The 12882-nt window shown below is 70.3% G+C and carries 13 protein-coding genes; 10 read left to right on the top strand and 3 right to left on the bottom strand.

Going from position 1 to position 12882, the window contains the following annotated elements; all coding sequences use genetic code 11:
* A partial coding sequence (locus CG747_RS45000) for a TIM barrel protein (RefSeq protein WP_146022288.1) occupies positions 1–438 on the bottom strand: 438 nt, incomplete at its 3' end.
* A 136-nt stretch (positions 439–574) separates the two neighbouring features.
* Here CG747_RS45000 and CG747_RS44995 point away from each other — a divergent pair.
* The 8 genes from CG747_RS44995 to CG747_RS44960 all read left to right on the top strand — a co-directional run bounded on the left by CG747_RS44995 (position 575) and on the right by CG747_RS44960 (position 7942).
* Positions 575–859, top strand: a complete 285-nt coding sequence (locus CG747_RS44995) for a thiamine-binding protein (RefSeq protein WP_100607674.1) — start codon at positions 575–577, stop codon at positions 857–859.
* Complete coding sequence (locus CG747_RS44990; RefSeq protein WP_100607673.1) at positions 856–1236, top strand: helix-turn-helix domain-containing protein; 381 nt, start codon at positions 856–858, stop codon at positions 1234–1236. The genes CG747_RS44995 and CG747_RS44990 overlap by 4 nt, the downstream gene beginning before the upstream one ends.
* Positions 1237–1407: 171 nt before the next feature.
* A complete protein-coding gene (gene uraD / locus CG747_RS44985) occupies positions 1408–1920 on the top strand; it encodes a 2-oxo-4-hydroxy-4-carboxy-5-ureidoimidazoline decarboxylase (RefSeq protein WP_100607672.1) in 513 nt (170 codons plus the stop codon).
* Entirely contained in the window at positions 1917–2330 is a 414-nt protein-coding gene (gene uraH / locus CG747_RS44980) for a hydroxyisourate hydrolase (protein ID WP_100607671.1), read from the top strand. Before uraD ends, uraH begins: the two co-directional genes overlap by 4 nt.
* A 7-nt stretch (positions 2331–2337) precedes the next feature.
* On the top strand, positions 2338–3261 hold the full coding sequence (gene pucL, locus CG747_RS44975) for a factor-independent urate hydroxylase (protein WP_100607670.1): 924 nt from the start codon (positions 2338–2340) through the stop codon (positions 3259–3261).
* Between the two features lie 81 nt (positions 3262–3342).
* The gene (locus tag CG747_RS44970) at positions 3343–4746 is read left to right on the top strand and encodes a nucleobase:cation symporter-2 family protein (RefSeq protein WP_180986014.1); all 1404 of its coding nucleotides are present in this window, start codon (positions 3343–3345) and stop codon (positions 4744–4746) included.
* Between the two features lie 45 nt (positions 4747–4791).
* Entirely contained in the window at positions 4792–6195 is a 1404-nt protein-coding gene (locus CG747_RS44965; protein ID WP_100607668.1) for an 8-oxoguanine deaminase, read from the top strand.
* A gap of 277 nt (positions 6196–6472) precedes the next feature.
* Positions 6473–7942: a nucleobase:cation symporter-2 family protein gene (locus CG747_RS44960; RefSeq protein WP_100607667.1), complete on the top strand. Its 1470-nt coding sequence runs from the start codon at positions 6473–6475 to the stop codon at positions 7940–7942.
* Positions 7943–8090: 148 nt separating this feature from the next.
* On the opposite strand, the gene CG747_RS44955 is transcribed toward CG747_RS44960, so the two are convergent.
* Positions 8091–8975 (bottom strand): chitosanase, encoded by an 885-nt coding sequence (locus CG747_RS44955; RefSeq protein ID WP_100607666.1) that lies wholly within the window; start codon positions 8973–8975, stop codon positions 8091–8093.
* Positions 8976–9174: 199 nt separating this feature from the next.
* On the bottom strand, positions 9175–9753 hold the full coding sequence (locus CG747_RS44950) for a TetR/AcrR family transcriptional regulator (RefSeq protein ID WP_100607665.1): 579 nt from the start codon (positions 9751–9753) through the stop codon (positions 9175–9177).
* 194 nt (positions 9754–9947) lie between these two features.
* Here CG747_RS44950 and CG747_RS44945 point away from each other — a divergent pair, with 194 nt between their 5' ends.
* Positions 9948–11324, top strand: a complete 1377-nt coding sequence (locus CG747_RS44945) for a M20/M25/M40 family metallo-hydrolase (protein ID WP_308303859.1) — start codon at positions 9948–9950, stop codon at positions 11322–11324.
* Positions 11321–12829 carry a YfcC family protein gene (locus CG747_RS44940; RefSeq protein WP_100607663.1) on the top strand — a complete coding sequence of 503 codons (1509 nt, stop codon included), beginning with the start codon at positions 11321–11323 and terminating at the stop codon, positions 12827–12829. The genes CG747_RS44945 and CG747_RS44940 overlap by 4 nt, the downstream gene beginning before the upstream one ends.
* The last annotated feature ends 53 nt before the right edge of the window (positions 12830–12882 follow it).

The following is a 12882-nucleotide window of genomic DNA, read 5'->3' as shown; positions in this document are numbered from 1 at the left end:
ACCGACCGCCCGCGCCGCGAACACCAGGTTCTCCAACGCCAACGCGTCCTGCTCCGCCGCACCGACACCCTCGACGCGGTTGCCGTACAGGGCGTTGAAGGTGGTGCACCCCAGCGACGTCGCGAACTCGATCGCCACCGGCACATTCGCCCTGAACTTCTCCGACTCCGCCCCCGGAACCGACAGCGCACCGCGGTCCGGACCCGGCAACTGCCCGGCATAGAAGTTCAGCCCCGTCAGCTGCGTGCCCGCATCCCGCAGGGCATCGCGCAGCGCGTCCAGCTCGGACCGCTCCGGGGTCGGGGCGTCCACCCACGGCCACCACAGCTCCACCGCCGTGAAGCCCGCCGCCCGCGCGGCAGCCGGCCGCTCCAACAACGGAAGCTCGGTGAACAGGATCGACAGATTGACGTTGAAGCGCGTGTCCGTGAAACCCATAGGGCCCGGCGCTCCTTCCGGATAGCGGAACTTACTTTCTGCGTAACGGAACACTGCCGGGCGGGCGGGGGAACTGTCAAGGGGGGTCGTGGGCAATTTCTGGTCGGCGGCGCGATGCCCGCGTAGGTTGAACGGCGTGCGATTGAGAGTTGAGTTCACGACGGAGCCATTCGACCTGGACGAGGCGCCGGCCCATGCCGTGGTGGCACGGGAGATCGTCACCGGCGCCGAGCTGGACGCCGTCGACGTGGGTCCCTTCGGCAACACCGCGGAGGGGGATGCCGACCGGGTGCTGGGCGCGGTCGGCGCCCTGCTGCGGCAGTCCCTGGAGGCGGGCGCCACCCGGGTCTCCCTCCAGGTCAATGTGATCGCGGACGACCGGCAGGGCGGCGCCGCGGAGGACGAGGGGGACGCGACGTGACGGAGCCCGCCGACCACCCCTTCGTCCGGGCGGTCAAGCCGCTGGTGGACGCGATGGGCGGCCAGATGGTCCCGCCGGACCAGGCCAGCGGCGACGACGTCGTGCTGGCCTGGGAGGGGCAGGACCGGGTGGCCGTCCGGCTCCCTCACCTCTCGGAATCGCTCGATCACATCCTGGCCGAGTTGCAGCGCCGGCACGGCATGCCGCTTTCGGAGCTGGACCGCAAGACCAAGCAGTCGGTGGTGCGGATATTGGAGAGCCGGGGCGCGTTCTCCGTCCGGCACGGGGTGGAGACCGTCGCGGGCGCCCTCGGCGTCAGCCGCTTCACCGTTTACAACTACCTGAACAGGGAAAGCGCCGCGAAGGACGCCGACTGAGGCGAATGGGGTGCAACTCCCCGATCAACGGCCCGAGCCGCCGTCCGGAAACCCCGGGCGGCGGCTTTTGTGTTGCCGAGTTTTCAACAAAGTGTTGACGTGATGTTGCCGGGGGTCTTAGCTGTTTCCAGCCAACCAGAGCTGTCCAGCACCAGGCCACGGAGGCTTCCCGTGTCTTCGACCACGCCCCAAGGGCTTACCCGGTTCAACACCGTCGATGCCAGCGAGGCTCAGGCCGCCCTGCATGAGGTGTGCGCCAGCCGGGCTTGGGGGAGCAAGCTTCTCGCCCAGCGCCCCTACGCCACCACCGACGCCCTGTTCACCGCCAGTGACGCCGCCACGGCGGAGCTGTCCGCGGAGGACCTGGCGGAGGCGATGGCCGGGCACCCGCCCATCGGCCGACCCAAGGCGGGCGACCCCACCTCGAACCGCGAGCAGAGCGGGATGGCCGGCGCCTCCGACGATCTCAAGGCGGAGATGCTCGAACTCAACCTGGCCTACCAGGAGAAGTTCGGGCACGTTTTCCTGATCTGTGCCTCCGGCCGCACCGGGGAGCAGATGCGCGATGCGGTCCGTAACCGGATCGACAACACGCCGGAGCAGGAACGCGAGATCGTCCGTGTGGAGCTCGGCAAGATCAACCGCATCCGCCTGAACCGCATCGCAGAAGGAGACCCAGCATGAGCAGCGAGACGGCTGCACCGACGTCGGTGTCCACGCACATCCTGGACACCAGCGTGGGCCGCCCCGCGGAGGGCGTCGCCCTCACGCTCTCGGTGCGCTCCGGCAGCGGGGGTGCGTGGACCGTCCACGGTGCCGGGAAGACCGACGTCGACGGGCGCTGCAAGAACCTGCCGGCACTGCCGGAGGGCACCACCCACGTACGCATCGACTTCGAGACCGAGGCGTACTTCTCTTCACATCAGCACAGCGTCAACCAGCAAGCCGAGGAACAGCAGGACGCCCCCGCGCTACGGGACAGCGGAGCATTCTTCCCGGAGGTGGCAATCACCTTTGCCGTCAAGCCGGGCGAGCACTACCACGTACCGCTGCTGCTCAACCCGTTCGGCTACTCCGTATACCGAGGGAGCTAGCACCGACATGCCCACGATTCTCGGCCAGAACCAGTACGGCAAGGCGGAAAACCGCGTCGTCAAGATCACCCGTGACGGCGCCACCCACCACATCAAGGACCTGAACGTCTCGGTCGCGCTCTCCGGCGACCTGGAAGAGGTCCACCTCTCCGGCTCCAACGCCAACTGCCTGCCCACCGACACGACCAAGAACACCGTGTACGCCTTCGCCAAGGAGTACGGGATCGAGTCGGCCGAGCAGTTCGGCATCCACCTGGCCCGGCACTTCGTGAACAGCCAGGAGCCGATCAAGCGGGCCCGCATCCGGATCGAGGAGTACGCCTGGGAGCGTATCGAGACCGCGGACGGCAACTCCCGCTTCATCGGGGCCGAGGAGGTCAAGCACTCCTTCGTCCGGAAGGGCCAGGAGACCCGCCTGACCGAGATCACCTACGACGGTGAGAACTGGCAGGTCATCTCCGGCCTGAAGGATCTGATCGTGATGAACTCCACCAACTCGGAGTTCTGGGGGTACATCAAGGACCAGTACACGACGCTGAAGGAGGCGTACGACCGGATCCTGGCCACCCAGGTAGCCAGCCGGTGGCGCTTCAACTGGACCTCCGACGAGCAGCGGATGCCCAACTGGGAGCGTTCGTACGAGCAGGTCAAGAAGCACATGCTGCAGGCCTTCGCCGAGACCTACAGCCTGTCGCTCCAGCAGACCCTGTACCAGATGGGGTCGCGCATCATCAACAACAGGTCCGAGGTGGACGAGATCCGCTTCTCGCTCCCGAACAAGCACCACTTCCTCGTGGACCTGGAGCCCTTCGGGCTCAAGAACGACAACGAGGTCTACTACGCGGCGGACCGCCCGTACGGCCTGATCGAAGCCACTGTTCTGCGCGACGGCGTCGAAGCCCGGATCCCGATGGATCTGACGAACCTCTAGCGGCTCGACGCAACGCCGTGCCTCGCGTCCCCTCCTCACCCCGCAGCGGGGAGGGGACGCGATTTCCGAGGGGATCGACCCATGGCACAGCAAGAGCAAGCCCCGCACCACCCTGCCCCACCGGTTCACCCGGTGGACGAGAAGCCGGCCGTCAGGCGGCTCGTTCCCGCCGCGCTCCAGCACATCGCAGCGATGTACGCCGGCGTCGTCACCCCTCCGCTCATCATCGGCCAGGCCGTCGGCCTGGACACCGCGGGCCGGACCCGGCTGATCGCCGCCAGCCTGCTCATCGCCGGCCTCGCCACGCTGCTGCAGACGCTCGGCATCCGCACCTTCGTCGGCAACCGCCTCCCGTTCGTCAACGCGGCGAGCTCCGCCGGCATCACCCCGATGCTCGCCATCGCCGAGACCACCGCCAAGGGCCATCAACTCCCCGCGATCTACGGGGCAGTTATGTGTGCCGGCGTCTTCTGTCTGGCGATCGGACCGTTCTTCGGGAAACTCCTCAGGTTCTTCCCGCCGTTGGTCACCGGCGTCGTGATCACCCTCATCGGGGTCACGCTGATGCCCGTACCGGTCGGGTGGGCACAGGGCGGCGACAAACAGGCCGCCGACTTCGGCTCCATGAAGAACCTCGCGCTGGCCGGCTTCACCCTCCTGGTGGTGCTGCTCATCCAGCGGTTCACCAAGGGCTTCGTCAAGCAGATCGCGCTGCTGATCGGCCTGGTCGTCGGTACCGTCGCCGCGATCCCGTTCGGGATGGCGAGCTTCGACGGGCTGAGTTCGGCCCCGATCGCCGCACTGCCCACGCCGTTCTCCTTCGGTCCGCCGGAGTTCCAGCCCGCCGCGATCCTCTCGCTGTGCATCGTGATGCTGGTGCTGATGACGGAGTCGTCGGCCGGGATGCTGGCCCTCGGCGAGATCTGCGACCGGAAGACCACCGGCGCCACCATCACCCGCGGTCTGCGCACCGATGGCATCGCCACCCTGCTCGGCCCCGTCTTCGGCGGCTTCCCGACCAGCGCCTTCGCGCAGAACGTCGGTGTCGTCTCGCTGACCCGGGTCCGCAGCCGCTACGTCGTCGCGCTGGCCGGCGCGGTGCTGCTGGTCCTCGGTGCCTTCCCCGTCCTGGGCGCCGTGGTCTCGCTGGTACCGATGCCGGTCCTCGGTGGCGCGGGTATCGTCCTCTTCGGATCGATCGCGGTCAGTGGCATCCGCACGCTCTCCGAAGCCGGACTCGACGACAGCTCCAACATCATCCTGGTGGCCGTGTCGCTCGGCGCGGGAATCATCCCGCTTGCCGCGCCGACCTTCTACTCGGGATTCCCCGCCTGGGCGCAGACCGTGCTCGGCTCCGGGATCAGCGCCGGAGCCCTGGTCGCGGTCACGCTCAACCTGTTCTTCCACCATCTCGGCACCCGGAGCACCTCACGGGCGGCGGTACTGTCAGCCGTCTCGCCCGGCTCCGGCACTCAAATCCCGTAGGGCCATGCCGTGCCCAAACCGCCACGAAAGCACGAGGAAAGCACCATGGCAGCATCGGCAGCCCCTGACAGCGCGGTGAAGCAGCGCATCGTCATCGAGAACTGCGCCATCGCGACCGTTGACGCGCAGGACACCGAGTACGCCAGCGGTTACGTCGTGATCGCCGACAACGTCATCGAGGCACTGGGCGCGGGCGCGGCACCCAAGGGCCTGGAGAACGTCGTCCGTCGCGTCGACGGCACCGGCCATCTGGTCACTCCGGGTCTGATCAACACCCATCACCACTTCTACCAGTGGATCACCCGCGGTCTGGCCACCGACCACAACCTCTTCAACTGGCTGGTGGCGCTGTACCCGACCTGGGCCCGGATCGACGCCCAGATGCTCACGGCGGCCACCCACGGCTCGCTCGGCATGATGGTCAAGGGCGGTGTCACCACCGCCTCCGACCACCACTACGTCTTCCCCAAGGGCTCCGGGGACCTGGTCGGCGCCGAGCTGGCCGCGGTCGCCGACATCGGTGCCCGGATCACCCTGGCCCGCGGTTCGATGGACCGCAGCGTGAAGGACGGCGGCCTGCCCCCGGACTTCGCCGTCGAGACCACCGAGGGCGCCCTGATCGGCACCGAGGAGGCCATCGACAAGCACCACGACGCCTCCTTCGGCTCGATGGTGCACATCGCCGCGGCGCCCTGCTCGCCGTTCTCCATCTCCACCGAACTCCTCCGGGAGGGTGCCGCGCTCGCCCGCCGCAAGGGCGTGCGCATGCACACCCACGGCTCGGAGACGGTGGAGGAGGAGAAGTTCTGCCACGAGCTGTTCGGCATGGGCCCGACCGACTACTTCGAGTCCACCGGCTGGCTCGGCGAGGACGTGTGGATGGCGCACTGCGTCCACATGAACGACTCCGACATCGCCGCCTTCGCCCGTACGAAGACCGGCGTGGCGCACTGCCCGTCCTCCAACGCCCGCCTGGCCGCCGGTATCGCCCGCGTCCCGGACATGCTCGCGGCCGGCGTCCCGGTCGGCCTCGGCGTGGACGGCACCGCCTCCAACGAGTCCGGCGAACTCCACACCGAGCTGCGCAACGCGCTGCTCATCAACCGACTCGGCGCCCACCGCGAGGCCGCCCTCAACGCCCGCAAGGCGCTGCGGCTCGGCACCTACGGTGGCGCCCAGGTCCTCGGTCGGACCAGCGAGATCGGCTCCCTGGAGCCGGGCAAGCTCGCCGACCTGGTCCTGTGGAAGCTGGACGGACTGGGCCACTCCTCGATCGCCGACCCGGTCACCGCCCTGGTCTTCGGGCCGGCCGCCCCGGTCACGCTGTCGCTGGTCGACGGCAAGCCGGTGGTCGAGGACAACCACCTCACCAACGTCGATGAGGACGCCATCGCCCGCTCCACGCGGGCCGAGGCCCAGCGTCTGGCCCGTATCGCGGCCGAGGGCTGATCCCCCCGGACGCGGTACACCCCGAGACTCGGCCGGGAGGGACGGCTCCCGGCTGAGCTTGTGGACCCGAGCGGGGTCCGCAAGCGCCGTCACCCGGGGGTGCGGGTTCCCCCGCACCCCCGGGCCGGTCGCCCCCACACACCGCCCACGCGCCACAAGCGCGGCCATCTGCACGCTCACCAGCGCGACTTCCGGCACATCGCACCACATGGCACGCCCTCCGTGACAGGCTCGCTCCGCCGCTTCAGGCGGGGCAGAAATCGACAGGAGGCCCGCAGTGGCCGCACCTACCGGGCAGAAGTCGGAGGAGGACCGGAAGCATCCGGTCGACGAAACCCTCCCGCCCTTCAAAATGTTCACCAGCGGCCTGCAGCACGTGGCCGCCATGTACGCGGGTGTGGTGGCCCCGCCGATGATCGTGGGACCCGCCTGCGGGCTCAGTCCCACCGAGACCGCTTTCCTGATGGGGGCGAGCCTCTTCACGGCGGGCATCGCCACCCTGCTCCAGACCCTGGGCTTCTGGAAGGTCGGAGCCAAGCTCCCCTTCGTCAACGGCGTCTCCTTCGCCGGTGTCACGCCCATGGTCGCCATCGCCAAGGAGCACAGTCCGCACGACGCGCTGCCGATCATCTTCGGCGCGGTCATCGTCGCCGGCGTGTTGGGCTTCGTGCTCGCCCCCTACTTCTCCAGACTCGTCCGCTTCTTCCCACCGGTGGTCACCGGCACCGTCATCACCCTGATCGGTGTCTCGCTGCTCCCGGTCGCCTTCCGCTGGTCCCAGGGCGGCAACGACAAGGCCGCGGACTACGGTTCGCTGACGAACATCGGGATGGCCGCGGCCACCTTCCTGATCGTGCTGGTGCTGCGCCGGGTGCTGCGCGGCTTCCTCCAGCAGATCGCCATCCTGCTGGGCCTGGTCGCCGGCACGCTGATCGCGATACCGGTCGGGATCACCGACTTCTCCGCGCTCACCAAGGCGAGTCTGGTCGGCTTCCCGACGCCGTTCCACTTCGGTGCCCCGCAGTTCGACGTCGCCGCGATCATCTCGATGTGCATCGTGATGCTGGTCTGCATGACGGAGTCCACCGCCGACATGCTCGCCCTCGGCAAGATCGTGAACCGTCCGGCGGACGAGCGCACCATCGAGGGCGGCCTGCGCGCCGACACCCTGGGCACCGCCCTCAGCCCGCTGTTCAACGGCTTCGCCAACAGCGCCTTCGCCCAGAACATCGGCCTGGTCGCGATGACCAAGGTGCGCAGCCGCTTCGTGGTGGCCACCAGCGGGGCGATCCTGATCGTGCTCGGCCTGTGCCCCGTCGCCGCCTCGATCATCTCCCTGGTCCCGCTGCCCGTCCTCGGCGGCGCCGGCATCGTCCTCTTCGGCTCGGTCGCCGCCAGCGGTGTCCAGACGCTGGCCTCCGCCGCCATGGAGAAGGGGGAGAACTCGCTGATCGTCGCCGCCGCCCTCGGCATCGGGCTGATCCCGATCGCGGCGCCGGAGTTCTACCACAGCTTCCCCAAGGACCTGCTGGTCGTCCTGGACTCCGGCATCAGCACCGGCTGCCTGGTCGCCATCGTCCTCAACCTCGCCTTCAACCACTTCGGCAAGAGGGGGGATTCCGACCCCGACGCCGCGGCCGACCCGGCCCCCGACCCGCACGCCCTGGCCGACCTCGCGGAGGTTCCCAAGCAGCCCGACCGCGGACGGATGGACGACGGCGAGACCGCCGCCTCACCCGCCCACTGAGTCCCGCCCACTGAGTCCCGCCCACCGAGTCGGGCTCACCGGGTCCGGTCCACCGAGTCCGGCCCACTGAGCCCCGCGCCACCGACAACGGCCCGTACGGAAACGGCAACCGCCGCCTCCTTACGGGCCGTTGGGCGTTTCTGGGCGCTCAGCCGATGTGGTAGTCGTCCCCGTAGACCTTCCAGGCGAGCGGGGTGTGCAGGTCCAGGTTCCCGTTCTTGAGGAACACCCGCTGCTCGGTGTCGACCCGGCTGGTGTCGCTGTGCGCCTCCTCCTGCTTCATCGCCCAGACCCGGGCGTCGAGGAAGGCGTTGAGGTAGGTCTTCTCGTCGCCGCCCTGGGCCGGCGGCTTCGCCTTGGCCAGCGCCCGCTTGCGGATGTTGGAGAAGCTGGTCTTGTCGTCGCTGTCGCCGTGCATCACGATCGCGTCGTAGTACGCGAACTGCCCCAGGACGCCGATCCCGTCGGCCTTGCCCTGCTTGACCGCCGGGTTGAAGTACACCCGGTCCCGCTCGTCGTCCTGGGCCTTCCGGAAGGCCGGGTCCTGTGCGGCCTTGCGCCAGTCCTTGGGGTAGTTCGGGTCCAGGCCCGCGTGCGAGTCGCTGCCGTCGACCTTGCGCAGCGCCGGCAGGTACGGCGCCAGGACGTTGTCCGGCTTCCGCTTCGTGTACAGCTCGACGAGCTCCAGCATGTCGTGCGTACCGGAGGTGAAGCCGATGATGCCGCCGGTGTAGCCGCGGCGGTCACCGATGTCCTCGATGTACTGGTACTGGGCCTTCCAGTCCAGCGAGGAGTTCTCCGCGCTGGACACCAGCTGCATGGCGAGTTCCTTCTTCGCCGGGTCGTCCAGTCCGACGGCGGCCCGCGCGGTGTACGGGATGGTGGCGTTCGGGGCGGGCTGGGCAGTGTGGGCCGGGGGGGCCGTGCGGTCGGCCGGCGAGGCGGTGGCGGCGACCGCGGTCGCCGGGACGGCGAGCAGTGCCAGGCCGAGCGTGACACGGGTGGCGGTCCTGGCTATCGATCGGGAGCGCATGGAGTCTCCTGTCCGGAGTGGGCCGTGGGGGGGGTCCCCAATCGTTAGGAAGCTTTCCTATCAGACTCTGGAGGCGCCGTACAGCCGTTCCGCGGCCCAACATGGTGCGGCGAAGGAGGAGTTGGTCGGAGCGATCCGGGGTGGGGCCGGTTCGCGCCGGGGGCCGCTCCCGGGGTTCGCTGCCGGAGTCCGCCGCCGGTCAGTCGGTGCGGGTGCCCGCCGGGACGCCGCCCAGTAGTCCGCCCACCAGCGCGCACATTTCCTCCAGCGGGTCGAACGTCCCCTCCGGGAAGGTCAGTTGGCGCATCACCACGCCTTCCAGGTGGTCGACCAGGATCCGCCCGTGCCGTTCCGGCGCCCCGGAACCCAGTCGGCGCACCCACTCCGTGCTCCGCTCCAGCAGCGCCTGCCGGCCCCGCCCGAGCGGCGCCCGGAGCTCCGGGCGGGACGAGGACTCCAGGACCAGCGCGAACCGCGCGGCCGTACGGGCGCGGCCCGGTCCGGCGGCGTGCCGGGCGAACGCGGCCAGCGCCGCGGCCAGTTCGCCGGGGCCGCCCGGAGCCGGTTCCGTGGTTGCCGCCCGGTCGCTGTGCTCCAGGGCGAGGAGGTGCTCGGCGATGCCGTCGATGAGCGCGGCCCGGGTGCGGAAGTAGTTGGACGTGGTGCCCGGCGGTACGCCGGCGGCCCGGTCCACTGCCTGGTACGTCAGGCGCCGCGCCCCCTCGGCACCCAGGACCTCGACCGCCGCGTCCAGCACTTGCTCCCGCCGCCGCGCCACCCACCTGCCCTTACAACTCCGTTACTACGCCCATAGTAGTGCGATTCCGCCGGGGGTCGGGGCGGGCGGCTGCCGCCGAAGTCGATGGCGTGAATGCCGACGCACTGCCCGATATGCTGCATTTCGATACGGAAACTGACACTTCTTCAACGTGGGTGCCCGTGCAGCCGGGTGCCACAGAGAGGGGGCCCGCGGTGCCCCACAGATTCCACGCGTCAGGGCTGGAAGCCACCGTCGACGGACTGATGGACGACCTCTGCGCCGATCTCAAGCGGCTCGCCGCCATCCCCTCCATCGCCTTTCCCGGGTTCTCGCCCGAACCCGTCCTCCAGGCCCGCGACCTCGTCGTCCGGCTGCTGCGGGCGGCGGGCGCGACCGACATCGGCGAACTGAACCTGCCCGGCACCGCCCCGGTCGTCACCGCCACCGTCCCCCCGCCCACCCCGGACGCCCCGACCGTCCTCCTCTACGGGCACTACGACGTCCAGCCGCCGGGCGCCGAACACCTCTGGGACTCGCCGCCGTTCGAGCCCACGGACATCGAGGGCGGTATCCGCGCCCGCGGGATCGCCGACGACAAGGCCAACCTGATGGTGCACATCGGTGCGCTCCGGGCGTTCGGCGGGCGGCCGCCGGTCGGCGTCAAGATCGTCTTCGAGGGGCAGGAGGAGTACGGCAGCGCCTTCGACCGCTATCCGCCCACCGATCCGGCCATGTTCGCCTGCGACGCGATGATCATCGCGGACACCGGCAACATCCGCCCCGGCACCCCCACCCTCACCACCGCGCTCCGCGGCAGCGTCGACGTCCTCGTCGAGGTCCGCACGCTCGGCGCCGCCGTCCACAGCGGCGAGTACGGCGGCGCCGCCCCGGACGCCCTGCTCGCCCTCGTCAAGGCGCTGGCCACCCTGCACGACGTCCACGGGGACGTCGCGGTGGAGGGGCTGCGGCGCGAACCGTGGGACGGCCCGGCGTTCACCGAGGGCGAGTTCCGGGAACTGGCCGGCGTGCCCGCGGAACTGCCGCTCCTGGGATCCGGAGAACTCGGCGAACGCCTGTGGAGCGGCCCGGCGCTCACCGTCGTCGGGCTCGACGCGCCCTCCGTCGACCACGGCGCCGCCGCCGTCGTCCCGCACGCCCGCGCCAAGCTCAACCTCCGCGTCCACCCCCGGCAGGACCCCCGGGAGGCCCAGGACGCCCTCGTCCGCCACCTGCGGAGCCTGCGGCCCTTCGGCATCCCGCTCACCGTCACTCCCGGCGACACCGGCCCCGGCTACGAGGCCGCCACCGACGGCCCCGCCTACCGCGCGGCCCGCACCGCGCTGCGCCGGGCCTGGGGCGCCGATCCCGTCCACGTGGCGTCCGGCGGCTCCATCCCGCTGGTCAACGGGCTGGCCGCGGCGGTGCCGCAGGCCGAGATCCTGCTCTTCGGCGCCGAGGACAACCTGTGCAACCTGCACGGCCCCAATGAGCGCGTGCTGCTCTCCGAACTCCGCGGGGCGCTGCTCGCCGAGGCCGTGTTCTTCACGGAGTACGCCGCCGCGCACCGCCGCTCCGGGGACGCGGTATGACGCCAAAGGCCGCGGAGCGGCGCCGGTTCGCCTTCCCCAGCGCCCTCACCGTCCTCGTGCTCGTCACGGTCGCCGTCTGGGCGCTGGCCTTCGTGCTGCCCGCCGGCACCTACGCCCGCAACGCCGCCGGCCGCCCCGTCCAGGGCTCCTACCACCGCACACCGTCCGGCCGGACCTTCCCCGAACGCCTCGGCGACCTCTTCCTGTCCCCGGTCAACGGCCTCTACGGGGTCAAGGACGCCAGGACCGGCCTGGTGGGACCGGACCTCAGCGGGGAGCTGTACGGGAGCGCCGGGGTCTTCCTCTTCGTCCTCGCCATCGGCGCGTTCATCACCGTGGTCTTCGCCACCGGCGCCCTGGACCGCGGCATCGGCCGCCTCGCCCACCGCCTGCGCGACCGCGGCGCCCTCCTCATCGCCGGGGTGATGGCGGTCTTCTCGCTGCTCGGCACCGTCGAGGGGTTCGCCGAGGAGACCCTGGGGTTCTACGGGCTGATCGTCCCGCTGATGCTGGCGCTCGGCTTCGACCGCCTGGTGGCCACCGGCGCGATCATCCTCGGTGCGGGGATCGGCGTCCTCTGCTCGACCGTCAACCCGTTCGCCACCGGCGTCGCCTCCTCCGCCGCCGAGATCTCCCTGGGCGACGGCATCGCGCTGCGGGTCGCGATGTGGCTGGTGCTGACCGCCGTCACCACCGCCTACGTGATCCGCTACGCGCGCCGGGTGCGCGCCGACCCCGACCGTTCGCTCTGCGGCTTCCTGGCCGGCGACCGCGAGCACGCCCAGACCGCCCCGGACGCCGCCGAGCCGCCGCCGCTGACCCCGCTCCACAAGACGGTCCTGCTCACCGTCACCCTGCTCTTCGCCTTCATGATCTTCTCGGTGATCCCGTGGTCCGGCGCCCTCACCGGACGCGCCGACGCGCCGCCCTACACCTGGGAACTCGGCTGGTCCTTCCCGCAGTTGGCGGCGATGTTCCTGGTCGGGGCGGTGCTGGTCGGGGTGGTGGCGCGGATGGGCGAGCAGCGGCTCAGCGCGACCTTCGTGCAGGGCGCCGCCGACTTCATCGCGCCCGCGCTGGTCATCGTCCTCGCCCGCGGCGTCACCGTCATCATGAACAACGCCAAGGTCACCGACACCGTGCTGCACTCCATCGAGGGCGTGGTCTCGGGCACCCCCGCGGCGCTCTTCGGTGTCATCGTCTTCGTCGTCAACCTCCCGCTGGCCTTCCTGATCCCCTCCACCTCGGGGCACGCCACGCTCGCCATGCCGATCCTGGCCCCGCTCGCCGACTTCGCCGGCGTCACCCGCCCGGTCGTCGTCACCGCCTGGCAGGCCGCCAGCGGCTGGATGAACCTCTGGGTGCCCACCACCGCCGTCATCATGGGCGGCGTCGCGCTCGCCAAGGTCGGCTACGACACCTACCTCCGCTTCGTCGCGCCGCTGCTCGTCCTGCTGTTCGTCCTGATCTGCGCGTTCGTGGCGCTGGGGGCGGTGGTCGCCTAGCGCGGGTCCGACGGCCGGCCGGCACCTCGCGCGAAGGGCCCGCGCACACCCCG

The organism is Streptomyces sp. CB02959, assembly GCF_002803155.1.
Taxonomy (GTDB): Bacteria; Actinomycetota; Actinomycetes; order Streptomycetales; family Streptomycetaceae; genus Streptomyces.
This window is presented reverse-complemented; position numbering and strand designations above follow the sequence as displayed.